This window comes from Chromobacterium sp. FG89 (assembly GCF_057808735.1).
In genome coordinates this window covers 191,208-210,000 of the sequence record NZ_JBMDIQ010000007.1, presented here as the reverse complement: position 1 = coordinate 210,000, position 18,793 = coordinate 191,208, and the positions used below count along the sequence as shown (strand labels likewise).

The 18,793-nt window shown below is 53.9% G+C and carries 16 protein-coding genes; 10 read left to right on the top strand and 6 right to left on the bottom strand.

Annotated elements, in window-relative coordinates:
• Positions 1 to 3: 3 nt before the first annotated feature.
• From ACODRW_RS09660 to ACODRW_RS09645, 4 genes are all read right to left on the bottom strand, one after another.
• Entirely contained in the window at positions 4 to 1,401 is a 1,398-nt protein-coding gene (locus tag ACODRW_RS09660) for a glycoside hydrolase family 1 protein (RefSeq protein ID WP_235088371.1), read from the bottom strand.
• Positions 1,402 to 1,424: 23 nt separating this feature from the next.
• A complete protein-coding gene (locus ACODRW_RS09655; RefSeq protein ID WP_488905637.1) occupies positions 1,425 to 3,278 on the bottom strand; it encodes a beta-glucoside-specific PTS transporter subunit IIABC in 1,854 nt (617 codons plus the stop codon).
• Between the two features lie 154 nt (positions 3,279 to 3,432).
• Entirely contained in the window at positions 3,433 to 4,251 is an 819-nt protein-coding gene (licT, locus tag ACODRW_RS09650; protein WP_488905636.1) for a BglG family transcription antiterminator LicT, read from the bottom strand.
• Positions 4,252 to 4,540: 289 nt separating this feature from the next.
• On the bottom strand, positions 4,541 to 4,831 hold the full coding sequence (locus tag ACODRW_RS09645; protein WP_488905635.1) for a hypothetical protein: 291 nt from the start codon (positions 4,829 to 4,831) through the stop codon (positions 4,541 to 4,543).
• Between the two features lie 469 nt (positions 4,832 to 5,300).
• Here ACODRW_RS09645 and ACODRW_RS09640 point away from each other — a divergent pair, with 469 nt between their 5' ends.
• From ACODRW_RS09640 to ACODRW_RS09605, 8 genes are all read left to right on the top strand, one after another.
• The gene (locus ACODRW_RS09640; RefSeq protein ID WP_488905634.1) at positions 5,301 to 8,654 is read left to right on the top strand and encodes an EAL domain-containing protein; all 3,354 of its coding nucleotides are present in this window, start codon (positions 5,301 to 5,303) and stop codon (positions 8,652 to 8,654) included.
• 464 nt (positions 8,655 to 9,118) lie between these two features.
• Complete coding sequence (locus ACODRW_RS09635; protein ID WP_488905633.1) at positions 9,119 to 9,691, top strand: PAAR domain-containing protein; 573 nt, start codon at positions 9,119 to 9,121, stop codon at positions 9,689 to 9,691.
• 3 nt (positions 9,692 to 9,694) lie between these two features.
• Positions 9,695 to 10,543, top strand: coding sequence for a hypothetical protein (locus tag ACODRW_RS09630; protein ID WP_488905632.1), 849 nt, complete (start codon positions 9,695 to 9,697; stop codon positions 10,541 to 10,543).
• Positions 10,528 to 10,980, top strand: a complete 453-nt coding sequence (locus ACODRW_RS09625; protein ID WP_488905631.1) for a hypothetical protein — start codon at positions 10,528 to 10,530, stop codon at positions 10,978 to 10,980. Before ACODRW_RS09630 ends, ACODRW_RS09625 begins: the two co-directional genes overlap by 16 nt.
• Before the next feature lie 138 nt (positions 10,981 to 11,118).
• Entirely contained in the window at positions 11,119 to 11,571 is a 453-nt protein-coding gene (locus tag ACODRW_RS09620) for a hypothetical protein (RefSeq protein WP_488905630.1), read from the top strand.
• A gap of 43 nt (positions 11,572 to 11,614) precedes the next feature.
• On the top strand, positions 11,615 to 11,986 hold the full coding sequence (locus ACODRW_RS09615) for a hypothetical protein (RefSeq protein WP_488905629.1): 372 nt from the start codon (positions 11,615 to 11,617) through the stop codon (positions 11,984 to 11,986).
• 78 nt (positions 11,987 to 12,064) lie between these two features.
• Complete coding sequence (locus tag ACODRW_RS09610) at positions 12,065 to 12,721, top strand: hypothetical protein (RefSeq protein WP_488905628.1); 657 nt, start codon at positions 12,065 to 12,067, stop codon at positions 12,719 to 12,721.
• Between the two features lie 584 nt (positions 12,722 to 13,305).
• Positions 13,306 to 14,550: a peroxidase, FMP-type gene (locus tag ACODRW_RS09605; RefSeq protein ID WP_488905627.1), complete on the top strand. Its 1,245-nt coding sequence runs from the start codon at positions 13,306 to 13,308 to the stop codon at positions 14,548 to 14,550.
• A 186-nt stretch (positions 14,551 to 14,736) separates the two neighbouring features.
• Here ACODRW_RS09605 and ACODRW_RS09600 read toward each other — a convergent pair whose 3' ends face one another.
• Complete coding sequence (locus tag ACODRW_RS09600) at positions 14,737 to 15,396, bottom strand: BRO-N domain-containing protein (protein WP_488905626.1); 660 nt, start codon at positions 15,394 to 15,396, stop codon at positions 14,737 to 14,739.
• A 336-nt stretch (positions 15,397 to 15,732) separates the two neighbouring features.
• Between ACODRW_RS09600 and ACODRW_RS09595 the strand changes: the two genes are divergently transcribed.
• Together ACODRW_RS09595 and ACODRW_RS09590 are read left to right on the top strand one after the other, a co-directional pair.
• Complete coding sequence (locus tag ACODRW_RS09595) at positions 15,733 to 16,161, top strand: CDI toxin immunity protein (RefSeq protein WP_488905625.1); 429 nt, start codon at positions 15,733 to 15,735, stop codon at positions 16,159 to 16,161.
• 2 nt (positions 16,162 to 16,163) lie between these two features.
• Positions 16,164 to 16,562 carry a hypothetical protein gene (locus ACODRW_RS09590; RefSeq protein ID WP_488905624.1) on the top strand — a complete coding sequence of 133 codons (399 nt, stop codon included), beginning with the start codon at positions 16,164 to 16,166 and terminating at the stop codon, positions 16,560 to 16,562.
• 323 nt (positions 16,563 to 16,885) lie between these two features.
• Here ACODRW_RS09590 and ACODRW_RS09585 read toward each other — a convergent pair whose 3' ends face one another.
• Positions 16,886 to 18,769 (bottom strand): ATP-binding protein, encoded by a 1,884-nt coding sequence (locus ACODRW_RS09585; protein WP_488905623.1) that lies wholly within the window; start codon positions 18,767 to 18,769, stop codon positions 16,886 to 16,888.
• Positions 18,770 to 18,793 lie beyond the last annotated feature (24 nt).

The following is an 18,793-nucleotide window of genomic DNA, read 5'->3' as shown; positions in this document are numbered from 1 at the left end:
CGATTAGCCGGCCGGCTTAAGCGTTTGTCCCCGGCTGCGTATCACGTCTCGATACCAGTAAAAGCTGTCCTTGCGCCGTCTCTCCAGGCTGCCTTGGCCTTGGTCGTCCAGATCGACGTGGATGAAGCCGTAGCGTTTGGACATCTCCGCCTTGGAGGCGCTGACCAGATCAATAGGCCCCCAACTGGTGTAGCCAAGGAGTTCCACGCCGTCGTCCAGCGCCTCGGCCGCTTGCAGCAGGTGATCGTTGAGGTATTGGATGCGGTAGGGGTCGTGGATGCGGCCGTCCGGCGTCACCTCGTCGCGCGCGCCCAGGCCGTTCTCCACGATGAACAGCGGCTTCTGGTAGCGGTCGTAGAGCAGATTGAGCAGGTAGCGCAGGCCCTGCGGGTCGATCTGCCAGCCCCATTCCGAACTGGGCAGATGAGGGTTGGGCACCATGCCCAGCACGCCGTTTGCCTGTTGGCCCACTGTGGGATCGGCTGAGGCGCAGCCGGACATGTAGTAGCTGAAGGAGATGAAATCCACGGTGGCGCGCAGGTCGTCAAGGTCGGCAGCGCGGATGTCCAACGCGATGCCTGCCTCGCGGAAGAAGCGCTGCATATAGGCCGGATAAGCGCCTCTTGCCTGCACATCGCCAAAGAACAGCCACTTTCGGTTTTGCCGCAAAGCTTCCTGCACGTCTTCCGGCCGGCACGTGAGCGGGTAACGAACGCCTCCCAACAACATATTGCCGATCCGGGCGCCCGGTATCAGTTCATGGCAGGCTTTGACGGTACGGGCGCTGGCCACCAGTTGGTGATGGATGGCTTGGTAAACCGCTTGCTTGCCGCTGTCCGGCGGCAGACCGACGCCGGTAAACGGCGCGTGCAGCGCCATATTGATTTCATTGAAGGTCAGCCAGTATTTGACCTTGTCGCGATAGCGGGCGAACACGGTGCGGGCGTAATGCTCAAAAAAGGCGATGGTCTGGCGGCTGGCCCAACCGCCGTGTCGCTGGGTCAGCGCATAAGGCATTTCGAAGTGCGACAGCGTGACCAAGGGTTGAATCCCGTGCTTGGCCATTTCGTCGAACAGGCGATCATAAAACGCCAGCCCGGCCTCGTTGGGCGCGTCCTCGTCGCCTTGGGGAAAGATGCGGCTCCAGGCGATGGACACGCGCAGGCAGCTAAAACCCATCTCGGCGAACAGGGCGATGTCCTCCGGATAGCGGTGATAAAAGTCTATGGCCTGGTCCTTGAGGCCGCTGTCGCCGGCCACGCGCTGGGCGATGGGGCCAAACACCCCTTGCGGCAGCACATCCGAGGTGGACAGGCCTTTGCCGTCGGCCAGGTAAGCGCCTTCAGCCTGATTGGCGGCCAAAGCGCCGCCCCATAGAAAATCAGCGGGAAACAATGTCATCTCTATATCTCCTGATGCGGTGGTTAACGACTGACGGCCAGCAGAGGGGCCAACTCCGCCACCTCGGCCATGGTGAGAGGCCGCACTTGCGGGCAGCCGGGGTTGCTGATCAGCACCAAGCTGGTCATGTCGAAGCCGGCCTCGGCAATGGCGGCGCGGTCAAACTCCAACAGCAGATCGCCCGCCGCGATGGCGTCGCCAGTCCGGATATGGGCGTTGAAGTGGCGGCCATCGAGCTTGACGGTGTTGATGCCGATATGGATCAGCATTTCGGTGCCGTCGTCGGCGACGAGCGCCAGGGCGTGGCAAGAGTGGAATAGGGATTTGACCCGGCCGCCAAACGGCGCCACCACCCGGCCGCTGTGGGGCAGGATGGCCACGCCCTTGCCCAGCACGCCGCTGGCGAAGGCGGGGTCCGACACGGTGTCGAGCGCCTGGGGCTGGCCATGAATCGGGGAGAGGACTTGATAAGACGATGCGGCATCGACCGCGGTTGGAGCCTCTGTCGTCGCGGCGGCGGCCGCCTCCGCTTTGGGCTGGCCAAAAAAGAAGGTGAGCAGCGCGGCGAGACTCGCCGCCAGCAGGCTGCCGGCAATCGCTCCCCAAACCGTATAGTCGATGCCGCTGTCGGGAATGAGCTGAGCAAAGGAAAAAATGCTGGCCAGACCCATCGAGTATTTTTTTGCCTGCACATAGCCGACAAACAGGCCGCCTAGCGAGCCTCCCACGCAGCCGAAGATGAAAGGGCGTTTGGCCGGCAAATTGATGGCATAGATGGCCGGTTCGGTAATGCCGAACAGGCCGGACGTGACCGCCGAGCCGGCCAGGGCGCGTTTTTTGGCGTCGCGGCTGCGCAGCATCACCCCAAAGGCTGCGCCAGCCTGCCCTAAAACAGCGGGGATCAACATGGGCGTCAAGGTGTCATAACCCAGCGCGCTCAGATTGTTGTAGAACAGCGGGATGAAGCCCCAGTGCAGGCCGAAGATCACCAAGACCTGCCAGCCCGCGCCCAAGGCGGCACCCGCAAGCATGGGCATGAAGCCGTACAAGACCTGAATGCCGCCCGCCAGTGTTTGGCTGGCCCAAGTGGCCAGCGGTCCTATCAGAATGAAGGTGAGCGGCACAACCAGGATCAGGCAGGCCAGGGGCGTCAGGATGTTGCGCACCGAGTCATGCAGGCGTGGACGGAGCCTACGCTCGACTTGGCAACTGACCCAGGCCGCAAACAGGATGGGCATCACCGAGGAGCTGTAATTCATCAAGGTCACGGGCAGGCCGAGAAAATCCAAAGCCGCCGTCCCCGGGTCTTTGGCGGCCTCAAAAGCACGGAGCGCTTGTGGATGCACCAAGGCGCCGCCAATCGCCATGGTGAACAGAGGATTACCGCCAAATTTTTTGCCGGCGGTATAGCCCAGCGCCATCGGCAGGAAATAAAACAAGGCGTCGCTGGCGGTGAACAAGAGTAAATAGGTGCCGCTGCTCTTGCTCAGCCAAGCGCAAGCCACGAACAGGGCCAGCAGCCCTTTTAAAACACCGGAGGCGGTAAGAATGCCCAGGACAGGCATGAAGATGGCCGATACCAGGCTGATAAAACGATTGAACAGCCCATCCTTTTCTTCCTTATCGGCGTCCTCCTGGGCACCCATCAGCGGCTGTATCTCGGCATAGACCTCCGCCACCCGGTTGCCGATCACCACCTGGAATTGCCCGCCGCTCTCCAGCGCAATGAGAACGTCGGGCAGGCTGTTCAAGCTTTCGGCATGGGCCAGCCCCGGGTTGCGCAATTTGAAGCGCAGACGGGTGGCGCAGTGCACCAGGCTCAGAATATTGTCCTTGCCGCCCACTCCCGCGACGATCAGCTTGGCGAGTATGTCCATTGTTCTCCTCCCTATGGCGAGCGAACGCTCAAAAAAAAACCTGACCGCGCCCGCCCGCAATGGGGGAGGCGTGGTCAGGTTTTGCCTGTTCTAGACAGTAACAACCCTGTTGATGTCTCGGCGGCTCAAAGCCGCCGGCGAGTAAAGATCAGGCTTACAGACGGCTGATGTGAATGGCGAGGAACATCATCTCGTCCAACTCAAGTTCCTTCTGGTACTGCTCCCAAATGAAGCCTCTAACGCTTTCCGCGCTGCGCCACGCCTGCGGGTAGCTTGCCTTCACCGCCGCATGCAAGGAGGCGTCTCCAACAGGCAATGTCTGCTGCGACAACACGCGTTGCGCAAAAAACTTCAGGTGGGCAATGAAGCGGTGGTAGTTCAGCATTTGCTCGTCAAGCTCACGCCCTTGCTGGTAGGTGACAATCCGGAGTATCTGCTGCATCAATTGGGAAATAGCTTGCATCCCGAGAGCCTCGGTTGATATTTGGGCATTGGTCAAATGCCAGGCGATGAACCCCGCTTCATCTTCCGGCAGGCTCAGACCCAGGCGCTGCTCAATCAGCATCAGCGCTTGCTGGCCAAGAGCGAACTCTCTTGGGTAGAGTCTGCGCATTTCCCATTGCAGCGCGTTGTGGAGGGCAATGCCCTGGCGCTGGCGTTCAATCGCGAAATGGCAGTGATCCAGCAGCGCCAGATACACCTCCTCGGGCAGTTTGCCCAATTGCTTTTTCGCCAGGCTGAGGATATCGGCGCACACCGCCATCACCTCCGCGGGGATGCCGCTCAAGACTTCGCTCAAGCGGGATGTCAGCTCATGGTTTTGCAAGGCGAAGAGTTTTTCGATCCGGGCCGGGTCCAGCGCGTCTCCCGGGCGCTTTTGGTACCCCAGGCCGCAGCCCATGGCCACCAACTCATGCTGGTGTTCGTCCAACACGAGGGCCGCGTTGTTGTTCAAGATTTTGCTGATTTTCATAGCGCACACCCTGAAAACAAAAAAACCTGACGGCTTGGCCTCAGCCAAGTCATCAGGTTTTGCCTGCTTGCGCAGTAACAATCCTTGAGCACATACATCCGGTTTGACGACGCGGGAACCCTGTCACGGCTTTGGTCCCAGCTGTCATCAACGCATAAGACCATAGGATGGTAGGAATGACAACTTAATTTGTTAAAAATATGACGATTCAACGCCGACTGATGCGGGCGTCTGACAGAGCGGGCAGCCGGGGGCGGTTTAGCGGCCGTGGCGAAAGAGAGGGAAGGCGTCATTGCGGTCTCCAAGTCAGTGTTGGAAACCCGTCGTTCTGCGGGCAGGGAACGGCGTCGGGGCAAAGGCTGTGCAACTGGCTGGCGCAATCGTCCAGCACCGAGGTGGCGGCGCAGGCCAGATGCTGCAAACGGGGTTGATGTGACTGTGCGGCGTGGGATTGGAAGGCGTCAAGCGCATGACGCAGGGTGGCGAGGCAGTTCAAGGCCAGGGCGCAGGCGGCCAGGGTTTGGCTCTGTGGATCAGGCGGCGGTTTGGCGAAAGCGGAGTGCGGATGGGAAGGGGTCATTGCGGTCTCCTAGTCAGCTTTGAAGCCTGCCCGGAGAGGCTTGGACAGGCACGTGACAAGGTTGGAAGACCGGAGACCTTTCAGAACCGGTAGCCCGTGAAGGCTCCCTGCCACAGCCTGTCCAGGAGTGGGGACATGCGTGGCACCAGACGGGCTGCGGTCTTTTGGACTTGAGCTGGTCTGGGGAAAGGTTTTGTGGGCTTCCAAACCCGGCGCGACGTTATTGGGCGCAGCGCGAGGCACAGGGTACTGAGGCGGGGGTGGGGCGTCAAGCCAATGGCGGAGGAGAGGAGGGTTTCTTGATTGTCATCCTTCAAAGGATGCGTCGTGGTTCATCAAGTTGGAATTTTCAAGGGGGAGCGGACTGGAGTTTGTGGGGCCTCAAGACCAAACCCTTGGTTAATGCCTTGTTCTACCGTGGCGGAATTTACTATCTATATAGGATATTGATTGGGGTCAGCACGCCGGGGTGGACATTTTGCCAGACCGATTTGAAGCCAAGTTGCGAGTCGCCATTGCCGTTGCCATGTTGTTTGTAGCGGCGCTGTCGCTTTCCATCTGGAAGGTTGTCGACAACGCCAGTCAAGCCGCGCACTGGCTGGCGAACAGCGTTCTGGTCATGGACCAGTTGGCGCATATCCGCGGCGATACCACGCAAGTGGAAATGAGCACTCAGAACTATCGTCTGACAGGCGATGAATCCAATTTAAAGGAGCGCGACAGGGCAATTGACGCACGCGAGCGCTTGTTGGCGCAGCTTCGTGTGCGAGTCGGCGATAGCCCGGAACAGCTTAAGCGTTGGATAGCTCTGCGCAGGGTCGTCAATCAGCGATTGGCAATCTCCCGTGAGGTTGAGCGCTTGTATCGCCAGCAGGGCGGAACCGCAGCCAGCGCCTATGCGACGCAAGCGCCGCTACGCGCCTCCCGCACACAGGTATATCGCTTGCTGGACGAAATGGACCGGGAAGAGCACCACGTGTTGGAACGGAGGCAGATCGATTATGAGCGCTCACAGCAGTGGCAGCTATGGTGGAACGGCCTGAGCGGCATCACGCTTTACCTGCTGCTGGCCGGGACTTTTTTCATGGTGCGGCGGCAATGGCGGGCGCTCAAGGCCAGCCGGGAGGCATTGGCGTCCAGCGAGGAAAGCCTGGCCGCCACGCTGCATTCGATTGGGGACGCGGTTGTTTCCGTCAATGCGGCTGGCTTGATTACCCGTTGCAACCGGGTGGCCGAGTTGCTCACGGGTTGGCCTGCCGCCGAGGCCGTCGGCGTGCCCCTGTCACAGATATTGACCGTGCGGCGGGATAAAGACGACCGGGCTATCGATTTATTGGCGTGCGGCACAAGAATGGTGACTCAGGCCTTGCACATGCCGGAGTCCTGGCATGGGGAACTGGTGGCGCGCGACGGCCGGCAGTGCCCGATCAGCTACACCGTGGCCCCGATTATCGCCAGCGGCGGTCAGCTAAACGGCGTGGTGGTTGTATTCCATGACTCCACCGCGGAACGGGATGCCCGGCTGACCATACTGGCGCAGAATGCCCTGCTTACCGAGAGAGTGCAGGACCGGTCCTTGCGCTTGGTGGAAAGCGAGGCGCATCTGGACGCCATCCTCAGCGCAGTGCCGGTGCTGATTGCCTATGTCAATGCCGATCGCCTCTATGTGTATGTCAACGAACAGTACCGGCAGCGCTTTGCGCCAGAGCGCGTGAACATCACCGGCTGTGCGGTGAAGGAAATTCTGGGGGAAGAGCGTTACGACATAGCCTGTCCGCGCATTGACAAAGCGCTGGCAGGCGAGCCGCTGGACTATGACTGGCAGCCTTTTCCGGGGGTTTGGCAAAACATACGCTATGTGCCCAAACGCAATGAGCAGGAGGAGGTGATCGGTTATTACGTGCTGGGTATCGACGTCACCGAGCGCAAGGCGGCAGAGGAGCATATCCAGCTGCTCAACAACGAACTGTCTCAGCAAGTGCGCGAGCTGGAGCATGTTTCCCGCGCCTTGCGTACCCTCAGCGCCGGAAACCGCGCCATGTTGCGCGCCAAGGACGAGCAGGAGTTGCTGGACAGCAGTTGCCGGGCCATTGTTGAGGCCGGCGGTTACGACACGGCGGTGATCTGGTATGGCGACGGAGAGGCGCAAGAGCTACAGCCGATGGCTCAATGCGGCTTTGCCGGCGGGCTGGACGAACTGAAAGGCATTGTCCTGGGCAGGGCCGATGCCGCCGGTGGCATCAGCATCACGCCGACAGCCGTGCGTACCGGCAAGGTGCAACTGGCGCGCGACATGCAGAACGACAGCCGGTACCAGGCGCTGCGGGCCTTGATGTATGGGGCGGCATCCGGCCTGGCCTGCCCGTTGCGGGTGGATGGCCGCGTGATCGGCGCCCTGACCATTTACGACAAGCAGGCGGATACCTTTGACGACGACGAGATTGATTTGCTGATTGAGGCCAGCGCCGATCTCGCGTTCGGTATCGGCTCCTTGCGGGCGCAGCGGGAACGAGAGCAGGCCCGCGCAGCCATGCAGCAAATGCTGCGCCATGATCAACTGACCGGCCTGCCCAATATGTTGCAGTTTGAAGAGGCATTGACGCTGGCCGTTGTGCACGCCAGCCAGGAGGGCCGCATGCTGGCCGTGCTGCAGTTCAATATCGAACGGCTGGGGGAAATCAACGAGGTGCTCGGTTTTGCGCAGGGCGACCAGGTATTGCGTGAGTTTGGCGCTCGCCTGAGGGCTTGCCTGCCCGCCGCCGCGTTGGCCGCGCGCGTGCGAGGCGACGAATTTACGGTCTTGCTCCCCGGCGCTGATGCGCAAGAGGCCTTGGTGCTGGTCACGGCGGTCACCTGGACGATGACCACCGCTTTTGAAGTGGCGGGGCTGACCCTGGACGTTGCTGCAAGAGTGGGAATCGCGCTGTTCCCTCAACATGGGGGGAACGTACACGATTTGTTGCGTCATATGGGCAAGGCCGCACAGCAGGCCAAGCAGCGAGGGGTGGCTTATTGCCTGTACGAACCGGGCAAAGGCGAGACGCAGGCCGAGCGGCTGACGCTGGCCAGAGAACTCCGCCATGCCATAGCGCAGGGCGAGCTGCGGCTATACCTGCAGCCCAAGGTCAGCCTGGCCGATGGCCGGGTCTGCGGCGCTGAGGCCTTGGTGCGTTGGCAGCATCCGCAGCACGGCTTGTTGGGGCCCAGCGCCTTCATTGATATCGCTGAGCGGTCCGGGCTTATCCACCCGCTGACCGAGTGGGTCATTACGGCAACGCTGGAGCTTCTGCAAGCCTGGCAGCGGCAGCGGCTGATGCTGCCCATCGCGGTCAATTTATCGGCGCGCAATCTGCAGGACGACGCCTTGCCGGACAAGCTGCGGCTTTGGCAGGAACAGCGTTCGATTCGCACCGGCTTGCTGGAGCTGGAAATCACGGAAAGTTCCGTGATGCTGGACCCGGAGCTGGCGCTGGCCTTGTTGCATGAACTGCGATGCGCTGGTGTCGCACTGTATGTGGATGATTTTGGCACCGGCTACTCGTCGTTGAGCTATCTGCAAAAACTGCCGGTGGATTACATCAAGATTGATCAGTCTTTTGTGATGAATATGTCGCAGGACAAAGACTCCGCCATGATCGTGAAATCCACCATCGAACTTGTCCACCATCTGGGACGGCTGGTGGTTGCGGAGGGAGTGGAGTCCGCCGCTGACTGGCAGAGCCTGCGCGAGCTGGGCTGCGACTATGCTCAGGGGTATTTTATTGCCGCGCCGATGCCGGCTGAGCAGTTCGCCGCCTGGACCACCACTTTCCAGGCGCCATAGCGTGGGAAAGCCTCCTGTGCCGCAAGCCGCTTTGCTTGGGTGGTTAGCTGCGGCAAGGTGTTGTGCTCCTGTTGCGCGAGCAAGCGCGGGCTTAAGCCCCGCAATGCTTTGATGACCGGCGGCCCGGCATATCCCATGGACGAGGCATACCCAGCAGAGTGCGGAGGGGAAGGCGTTATTGCGGCCTCCTGGTCAACTTTGGCGCCAGCTGGGAGAGGCTTGACCAGGCGCGCGACAAGGTTGCAAGGCCGCGATCTACTACGGCAGCCGTCAGGCTTGGCCTTCTTGCGGGTACGACGAGGGCGCAGCCAGACGAACCTATACAGCGGCGGAGCCGCTAGGTTCGGTTGCCTCCGTATGGACAAATCGGAGCAGGGGACTTCGTTTAGTTGATATCTTAAGAATAATTGCCGAGAATGCCCGTGGCGTGCCGGAAGCTACTTTCTTGAATGGAAAGGAAAACTATGGCTGCGCGCGCAATCGTCCGGGAGGGCGATACCACTTCACATGGCGGCACCGTGCTGGAGTCATTCCCCAACTTCAATATCTATGGCAAGAACGCATCCGGCATCGGCCACCGTGGCTACTGTCCGCAGTGCAAGACAGAGTTCGTCATCGTGGCCGGGGCGCAAAACGTTATCTTCATGGGCAAGAATGTGGCGGTGGAAGGGATGCTTACTTCCTGCGGCGCAGTCCTGATTGCCTCCCAGTCTCAAGCCACGGTAGATACCGACCCTGGCGCAGCCAAGAGGATGCCGGGGCCGCTGAGCGCGATGATTGCGGCGGGGTCGGCCTTGCCGGCTCAAGGCCCGAACTGGATCGAGTTTGCCTTACCGGGCCAGGAGAACTACCAAGGCTTGGCTTGCACCATCAACTTTAACGACGGCAGTTCGAAGGAGATGACATTTGACCAGGCCAGCTGTTTGCGGATCGACTCCATTGCGGAGATCGCGGGCATCCATGTTGAAATCCCGGAAAATGAAGACGTTAGCGACGAAAACCTCTCCAGTAAAATCCTTAATCTGATCGAGGGCTGAGACATGAGCGATACCGTAACTTATGGCAGAAGCCGCAGCGCCGGTACTTCCACTACCAGCGGGGCCAGCGCTCCCGAGTATAAGATTGAGTACCGGGGCTATTATCAGGTGAACCAGCGGCATGAGCTGGAGTCCCCGCTCAAGAAAAGCTTGGATATGCTGGAGGCTGCAGCGGCAAGGTTTGCAACGGATGTGATTAAAGACGCGAATGTTAGAATGTCATATCAAGAAAACATCAAACGGATGGCCCAAACTGTTCTTGATGAAGTCAATGCAGGGAGAGTGAGTGCGAAAGACGGAATGGAGTTCTCATATGCGATGCGTAATAAAATAATGGCAGAGCATAGAGTTGTAACTTCTGCACAGGGCCTCGCGATAGCGGAACGCCACAAATTGGAACCTCCAACTATAAAAGAGCTGTTAGATAAAAAAGCGAAATCTCTTTTTGGGAAACAGTTTGATTTATTAACTCCAGCTGAAAAAAATAAAGTGTATTATGCCATTATTGAGTCATCGGCAAAGCCCAATCAAGATTTTAATGTAAAAGCAAAAAAATTGGGTGTTATTGGTAAGGTTGGGTGGGTCGTGACTGCTGCATTGGCAAGCTATGCAGTGGCGTCATCAGAAAATAAGACCAAAGAAACCATTAAACAGGGGGCTGTCATTGGGGGAGGTATGGCTGGCGGTGTTTTTGCTGGTTTAGCCGTGTCGACGTTGTGTGGGCCTGGTGCTCCCGTTTGTGCTGTTGCTGTAGTTTTGGCAGGGAGTGTAGTTGGTGGGGCGTTGGCAGAAAGCGTCGTAGATAATTACGATGAGGAACTGGAGGAATTCACAAAGTGGCGCATCCAATAGATTTGTTTGGCTTGCAAGAGGTGAAATCCTCAAAGGGCGTAGACGAATGCTTTGACTTGATGTTTGATGGTCATGCTACAAGAGTTAGGGTGGATTATGAAACTGTTTTTGCTCAATATAAGATAGGCCATTTTTTTCTTGTTGTTCTTGAGAATGATTTTTGGGAGGGGACAAACTATTTGTTCTATCTGCTTGATGAGGGTTTTCACGTTGTCGATCGGATTAATTTGAGCGCAACGCCTGAGGATAATGGGTTTATTCAAGAACGCCGCCTTAAAGGGAATGGTTTGGTTTTTGAAAAATATAAGAGTGGGAAAAGATATGAGTTGTCAATTCAGGCGGATGGTCGGGTGAGTTATTTGTTGAGTGAGCTAAAATATAGGTCATGTTTTGATTTTATGAAGCCAAAAAAGTATCTTGAACTACGAGAGATATAATGTGATTTCTCGCATAATTGTAATTGATGGTGGATTGCTTGCGGTTGATTTTATGTGTGATGCTGTATGAATGTGGATTGTCGAGGAAGGGGTGGTGGTCTAGATGAAGAGTTAGAGGGGCTCTAGATGGTAAATGCAATGAAAGACTTTGATGTGGTGGAAAGTCCAAGAAAGCCAGGGGTTGTAATCGTTTATTTTGATCTTTTGTTCTGCGGCCAAAAGACAGGTGTCAAGGTTATGAGCGAGTCAGTTTTTGCTCAGTACTGGCTGGGAGATTCTGAGCGATATTTTTTGGTGCTTCAAAATGCGACTTGGGAAGATACAAACTATGAATTCTATCTGCTGTCAAAGGACTTCAAGGTTTTAGATTGTTTGAGCTTACTGTCACCTCCTGATCGTGATGATGAGTTGATTGATAGTTATGAGTTTAAGGGTGGAGTATTTTTCTTTAAAAAGTATGGAAATGATAATAGGTATAAAGTAGTAATTGATAATAAGGGGAAAGTTAGCTACTCCTTTGATGATCTGAAATATAGGCTGATTTTAGGAGCGCTAAAGCCGGTCAAGTATCTGCAGTTAACCCCCTTATGAGTCTTTGGAAGGGGAGTGTTTTGGGTTGTGCCAGGGAGGTGGTATGGGGTTTTTGTATCGATTGTTTAAGTGGAAGTCAAGTCGAACCGTGGAGAAGGTTGTTTTTGATGAGAGTAAAATTATCCATAGTCCATCGAGGGGTGAGGATATTGAGTTCCATTGGGCTGATCTGTGCGAGGTAAGCATCGAAACCACGGATCAAGGGCCGTTTGTAGATGACGTGTTTTGGGTGCTTGCTGGAGGTGGTCGGTTTTGCCGCATTTCAAGCAATGCGGAAGGCATGGAGAAACTCTTGGAGAAATTGGGTGAGTTACCTGATTTTGATCACCAGGTGGTTATCGTTGCGATGAGCGTAGCAACAAACGCAAGGTTTGAATGTTGGAAAAAGCAGGGATTGGTTCCTGTTGAAGGGTAAAATGCTTAGTTCTGAAACCTATGCAGGCTAAGTGGCGCTAGAACGGCTTGTTTCTGCTGACCTTAAAATGATATGCGCATGAATCATTTCGCGGTTTTACTGTTTCTGCCAACCTGGGCCCAGGCTGCTGGGCTGTTTGATGGGTATGAGACCTATTACCGCAGCCTGCCAAATCGCTTATTCCAGTCTTCGGGTGTCGAGCTAGAACCTTTCAGCCTGGAGGGGGAACAAGACATCCGATATGTTTGGCAGGGCATGGCAGCGGGTGGCCGTCATAAGGTAGAGCTGAAAGAGGGTAAGATCATCCTGGATGGCAGGACATGGTTGGCCAAGTCGATCAAGGCTTTCCCTGGCGAGGTGGTTAATGCAGGGGATTTGGGGAGAGGGGCTGTGGCGTATTTCGCCGCCGGCTGGGCATGCGTGGAAAATACGCCTGCATCGGCCTCGGGTACGGCGGTGAGACATAAGTCGGTCTACCTGTTGCGCTTGGGCAGATCCAAGCCTCAAGGATGGAAGCTACCCAGCCTGTTTGCATCCTGTCAGGGCCTTAGGTTTTTGAACGGCCAAGTACGGTTCGACAAGCTTGAGTATCGCTATCAGGGTGGCAAGGATGAGCCGGCTGGGGTGGTACTCAATGAGTACGCGATTAAGTCCGGCCGATTTGTGCCGTTGGCGGGCAAGCATTTCGCTTCCTTTGTGGAGGAGGGGAATGTGTATAGGTTTTTGCTTGATTGATTACTGTGGAAGAGCCTGCACCAATCAGTTCCGTGCCCCGTTTTCTATCACACCGATGCGCGCCGGCCCTAGCATAAGGCGTGCTCATCGCTCCAGCAGCATCCTCCCCGTTTCTAGTCTTCGCAAGCGCTCGCCATAAGTTAAGGAGTGGCTTGCGGGCTTTGGCGGAAGCGAGGTGCGGATGGAAGACGGTGGCTGTACCGCAATCGCCCGGGAGGGCGATATCACTTCCACTGTGCTTGGGTTTCGGTTCTACCGTCCCCATGACCGCATTCTCTCCAAAGATGGTTTCTCAGAAAATTTCGCCTAACTTAGACGTTCTCTATTCATAATAAAATAATCAATAGAATTTGTCTTGACATTGTCATGTCTAGTGCTAGGATTTTTGTATGGCGGAATTTACTTAATTTCGTGGCTGAAGATTTGCAGAATATTTCAGTCATGCAAATACAAATTTTGCTAGAAAACCAGTTTTTCATTGACGTGTTTTTATTTGTACAGCAAGTCCCGTAAAGCTGACACGGCTTTTATCGTCTTTTCGCTGCACCGCCCTTTATCAAAATGAATGATCATGCGAGGTGTGTATGCCTGAAAACAATGTGGTTCAAACGCCAGCTCCGCCCTATCCGGAATATTCGGATAAAGTACTGGATCAGCCGGCTGATTATGGTGTGCTGAAGCAGCTGGAAGGCACATGGGTTAACTACAATCCGGATAAGACGAATCTGGGATGGGGCTTGCATACCACCTGTATGCCGTCTCCAGGGACAAATTCTGAAACCATTTTCGGCATATTCCACTTCCTCTGTGAAAACTATACCGAAGAACTCACGTTCTCCCTGGTGGATGGCGGGGTGCGGAATCGGGGCGGCACCAACGAGCAGTTTGCGGGCGCGGTGAAATACAATCAAAGCATACAGCGCGTCAGTGACGGCGTGGGCATTCACGAAGAAGATGGCATGTATTTGTGGATGAATCCGATGTACAACCATGCAGCTACTGAGGAATCCGTCATTTCTGATAACGGTTTCCCTGGGATTGCCATTGGCGCCGGCGCCAACGGGCCAAATTATGTGCCGCCTTATTCCATTGCGCGTAGCGGGACCATACCCCATGGCAGTGCGATGATGATCACCGGCGGATTTCAGGCGGACATTCCAGGCAAACCGGAATATCCCACCGGCACCGACTGTTGGACTCAGCCCTTTAGCAACTCGTGGCCAACGACTCCGCAGCCGCAAGACAATAATACGGTGCCGGCTGCCGTTGCTGCCAACCCCGTGCCCCTGGCTGGGTCTCCGCTCGCCATTTCACCCAGCATGGGCGCAGCCGCACTGCTGTCGGTTCAGGAGGGCACACCGGCCGCGCCGCTTAATCTGGATGAACCCGCGCCGGCTTGGGCGTTTGACAAGTCATTGCCGGCCACCCAGCCTGACAGCAATCTGACTTATTTCCAACGGATTGTCGCTGATCCAAACTATCCGTATTCCGTACGCCCTGATTTGCGGTTGCGTGATGTGATCAAAGACCAGCGCATCAAAAAATACACGCTGATTCAGCTCAGCAGCAAACACAATGGCGGGCCGCAAGGCGGGATTCTAAACACCCCCTTTGTGAGCACCTTTGCCAATGTTACCGAGATGAATCTGAACTTGTGGATACAGACGGTGATAGACAGCGACGGCTGTGAGGTGTTGCAGCTGCAATATGAACAAGTGCTGTTTTTTGAGTTCATGTTCGGCTCCAACGGGCAAGTGACGCGCTGGCCGCATATCCAGGTCAATACTTTGAGAAAGAAGCCGACGGGTAGGTCGCATTTAAACTACTAGGACTCTTTTGACGAAAACACCGCTTCGCAATAGTGAAGCGGTGTTTCTTATTACGCTGCGCGATTAGCCGACTAAGAGTGGCTAACAAAACTCAGTTTTACGGCTGAGGCAAGGCGGGTCGAGGCAGACAGTACCTTGAGTACGGCAAGTCGGCGCAACGCAGCATCAGGGCTTTTGTGAGCCGCTCTAACTGCCTATGCGCTCCGCCAAACGCAACTGGCAGGCGGTGGCTAGCTTCACCAGTTCCGCCTTGCTGACCGGCATCTTGCCGGGCGGGGCGATCAGCTCCGCCATGCCGCTGAGCGTGGAGACGCTGCTATCCAGGCCGATCAGCCTGCCTTGCGGCCAGCGCTGCTTGTTGCTGGGCGCGTAATCCAGTGTCAGCACCCAGCGTGAATGCAGCCATGGGCCGGGTTCGCGCAGAACGGTGTCCAACACCGCGCGGCTGACCTGTTGCGCCGCCTCCGCGGCGAGGGCGAGCGCCAGGTGCAGGGCTTCCGCGGTGCCAGCCGCGCCGGCCTGATGCAGCAAGGCCGGGCGGGTTTCCTCAAGCCACCAGCGCCGCAGCCGCCGCGCGCCCGGTTTCTTGATGCGGCGGAACACCTCGTTCAATTCGCCTTCTGATAGGCATAACACCGGTTCCGCCTCATCCGCCAGGCGGAAGGATTGTCCCAGCGGCTCGCCCAAGGCCTGCTGCAAATCCTTCACCTCCAGCTTCATGGACGCAGCCACCTCCGCCGCGATAAACCAGAATCCCTCGGGCCGCCGCAGCACCCGCATGGACAAATCCTTGGCGAAATCCAGCTGTAGCGGCGTATTCATTTCCAGATTGATAGCGGCATTCATGGCCGAGCCTCCCCAGTGAGGCGCGTAAACCTTGCGGCCAAAAACGCACGGCGATACGCGGCGCGCAGGCGCAAGCAGGCATGTGATAGGCGGTGGGGAGAGTAAATAAGGGGAGGGGAAACGATAAGACGAGCATCCATAGCGATGTCTCCAAATGGCTTTGCCCGACCAAGCATTGCGAGCGCAAGGGCGCGTTGAGATGCAATGCGTGGGCGTGTTGCACAACCACGGCTTTCGGGCGTGGGCGACCGCTAACGGAGGTGTGTTGGGCACCATTGATTAATCTAACAGTGATGCTGCTTGGTAGCAATTCATTCAGGTAGAATGGACAGTAACTTGGCTTTGGAGATGTCTATGTCAGTTTTATTTTCTGAATGTTTGCAAGCTTTGGGTGGTGATGCAAAGGTTGTAAGTGCTAGCGATGCGGAAGTTGTTTTTTCTGATATTGAAAAGAAATTTCAATTTTCAGTATCTGGTAGTCTTCAAATCGGCGATGGGTACCTATCGAAGAGAGGGGAGACTAGGGAGTTGTTAGATGAATTTAATAAAGAAAGTGAGAGACTCTATATTTTTTGGGATGATACTGCTGTACCAGTTTTGGAAATTCCAGCTTCGTGTATTTCAAAAATTGTAAGCTGTATTGATGATATTCTTGCCGTTGGATTCAAAACTTACATCTATCAATCTGAGACAGTGGTGATTATGGAAGCATCGTCATTTGGAACTGGACTATTGGTTAGCCATGACTCTGCAGGAGAGGTGTGAGAGTGTTGTTAGTGCATGAGCGCGAGAGGTTAAAAGCGCAGCTTAATGAATTTCATGAAAATGCCTATGGGATGGGTGTTGCTGCTGTTTGGTGCCAGATTGAATTAACCCTAAGTATGGAAAAGAAAAGAGAGATATTTCTATACATCTTACGCTTGTTTTTTGATTCAAGCCTAGTTAAATGGGGCTGTCGATCTGAGATTGTCCAAGATTTTAATCTTGTTCTTGAGATGATGGAGAACTGCTGGCCAGATGATGATGAGTTTGATGATGATCAATTTTTGACTGTACTGCCATACGACAGTGACGGAGTATCAAAGACGCATGCTTGGATAGAGGGTGATTTAGTCTGGGTTGATGATTGTGGGAAGTATTTATGGTGTACGGATGCTGAATTATAAGCTTAGAAGGGCGATCGAGCCAATTTGCCAGCAGCCTCCTTCAGCGCAAGCCGACTTTCAAACCAGACGCGGGATTTTAAGCTGCCGGTTGTTCGACGCGGCGGGACGGTAGCGCGCCGCTAGTTCCGGCAGCTCCTCGAGTCCGGTTTGAAAGGTGGGGCTTTGTCGCGCTGTAGGGGTGGCCTGGGGTTGCAAGGGGATTGGCCGCGCAATCCCCTTGCCCGTTTGCCGGGCGGAACCGGCATGACAAGCGTTATCCGCGAAGCGGATTTCAAAATCCAATGATCATCCTAATAGGCTACTTCAACTTCGCGGTAAATAAGTTATGGTTTAGAGTAATTTACGTTAAATGTTTTTTTAATTAAATCTCTTAGGCAAATAACTTTTACAGTTCTATCAGGGTATTGGCCTCCATCATTGCTTTCAATCTCATATATTTCCCAGAGGTCATTAATTTTTCTTACTTTGCCGAAGCAGGTATAGTCATCATTTATTTGCTCCCCATCCTTGAGCTCCACTTCCCAAGCAATAATGTAGTCTACAATGGCGAGAGCATGATTGAATGGTCCAGAGTTAGTAAATGAGTATTTGTATTCAATGGATATTAAATTTGAATCTCCAAGCAAAGTTTTTGCGTTTACATCATCTATGCCAATGCTGTCAATTCCTTGGGTGGAAAATGTCAGAACCTTTTTCCAGCTTTCGGTGTAGGGGGAGTTGCTTGGTAAGAAGTTGTAAAGAGATGAATATATCACGCCGACTAGATATTCTTCCCCTGGTAGGGGGGATAAGAATATTTCACTAGCTTTTGTTGAGGTTTGTATTCTGAATCTTTCACGGCTTCTTATTAGTTTCTTGGAATTTTCTAGTATTTCAATTTGCTCATTTAACTTATTCTCAGTGCTTTCCCTTTTTATTCTGGAGAGGAAGCCTGAAAATACAGTGTTCTTTCGGCGAAAATCATCAAGGCATTTTTTTATTTCACTCAAAAATTCGGGGCTGGACAGAATGTCAAAAGACTTTCTGCTGAGTGAATTTCTATTCGTTACCAAATCAAAATCTCCATTTATGATTAATGAGAAATGATTTGAGTTATCCTTCTCTGTCAATATGGAGTAATCATTTAGGGCAGGGGAGTTCAAAAGATCTAAATGCTGACAGATCTTTATGCCACCTACAGCAATAAATACACCACGTTGGTCGCTGAGCCTAACTCCAGATTTTGCCTTGCCTTTTCGGCCTAGATTTTTATATTCTTCATGAGCTCTTCTGTTGCCGTCGATGGCAAAAATAATAGAAAACTTCTTGCCGGAGATGTTAAACGTCTTTGCTGTTCGTGCAAAAAATCTACCGTCACGAAGGCGTGCTATTTGATCGGGTGATTTGATATCTGCTGTATTTTCTGGTATTTCTAAATATGGATATCCATAAGGGATTTCTTTAGAATTTCCTTTGTCAAAAACTTCTAGTCTTGCTTTGTGAAATCCTTTTCCAAGTTGTAATATTTGATTGGATTCAAAGCCTTGGTCTTTGGTTAAAAATCTAATGTCACCATGTCGTGTGTAGAATCGAATGTAATTGTTTATGTACGATTCCTCAAGCATTTCTGTAATCATAAAATGCTTGTGGTAATTTTCGGTGTCTAAGCCAGTAATTGCAATAAAAGTGCCTTTGTGGAATTTTTCTTTGAAAAACTCCTCGGAAAATTTGTTTAGTATGTTTTTTGTTTCAAATGTTTTACTTGTAAAAAAGTCAGATAAGGTGATCCATGGGCTTTCTTCAGTTTTAGGCGTTATGTCATAGTCTATGGTTAGTTTGTCGCGAGGATTTTCAATTACTATTGAGCGCCAATTTTTCTCGCTCAAGCACTTTGTTATTACAATGATGCGCTGACATGCGAAGCATAGTTTTGATCCTTGACATTTATAGCCAATGGCCTCACCTTTTAATTTTGTTGATTTTCCAATTGAGAAGAAGGCCTCGTACGGGGTTATTTCATTGATTTCCTCTGTGGAGGATAGACCGGTTCCATCATCAAAGAATGCGAACCCTTTTTCCTCTCCGATCGGGGCATAAACCATATTACTAGCTTCAGCATCATATGAATTTGATATTAATTCTCTGATGACTTCGCAAGGATCATTTCTATTTACAGATAACTCACCTAAAACGTGACGAAATTCAATCTTGGGTCGCAAGGATGTCATTTTTCTTTATATCCATTTCTCATT

Bases quoted from the DNA above. Each gene is read 5' to 3' on its own strand.
- licT (WP_488905636.1), bottom strand. From the start codon at position 4,251: ATGAAAATCAGCAAAATCTTGAACAACAACGCGGCCCTCGTGTTGGAC.
- ACODRW_RS09660 (WP_235088371.1), bottom strand. From the start codon at position 1,401: ATGACATTGTTTCCCGCTGATTTTCTATGGGGCGGCGCTTTGGCCGCC.
- ACODRW_RS09655 (WP_488905637.1), bottom strand. From the start codon at position 3,278: ATGGACATACTCGCCAAGCTGATCGTCGCGGGAGTGGGCGGCAAGGAC.
- ACODRW_RS09610 (WP_488905628.1), top strand. From the start codon at position 12,065: ATGAATCATTTCGCGGTTTTACTGTTTCTGCCAACCTGGGCCCAGGCT.
- ACODRW_RS09630 (WP_488905632.1), top strand. From the start codon at position 9,695: ATGAGCGATACCGTAACTTATGGCAGAAGCCGCAGCGCCGGTACTTCC.
- ACODRW_RS09635 (WP_488905633.1), top strand. From the start codon at position 9,119: ATGGCTGCGCGCGCAATCGTCCGGGAGGGCGATACCACTTCACATGGC.
- ACODRW_RS09605 (WP_488905627.1), top strand. From the start codon at position 13,306: ATGCCTGAAAACAATGTGGTTCAAACGCCAGCTCCGCCCTATCCGGAA.
- ACODRW_RS09585 (WP_488905623.1), bottom strand. From the start codon at position 18,769: ATGACATCCTTGCGACCCAAGATTGAATTTCGTCACGTTTTAGGTGAG.
- ACODRW_RS09645 (WP_488905635.1), bottom strand. From the start codon at position 4,831: ATGACCCCTTCCCATCCGCACTCCGCTTTCGCCAAACCGCCGCCTGAT.
- ACODRW_RS09620 (WP_488905630.1), top strand. From the start codon at position 11,119: ATGAAAGACTTTGATGTGGTGGAAAGTCCAAGAAAGCCAGGGGTTGTA.
- ACODRW_RS09600 (WP_488905626.1), bottom strand. From the start codon at position 15,396: ATGAATGCCGCTATCAATCTGGAAATGAATACGCCGCTACAGCTGGAT.
- ACODRW_RS09615 (WP_488905629.1), top strand. From the start codon at position 11,615: ATGGGGTTTTTGTATCGATTGTTTAAGTGGAAGTCAAGTCGAACCGTG.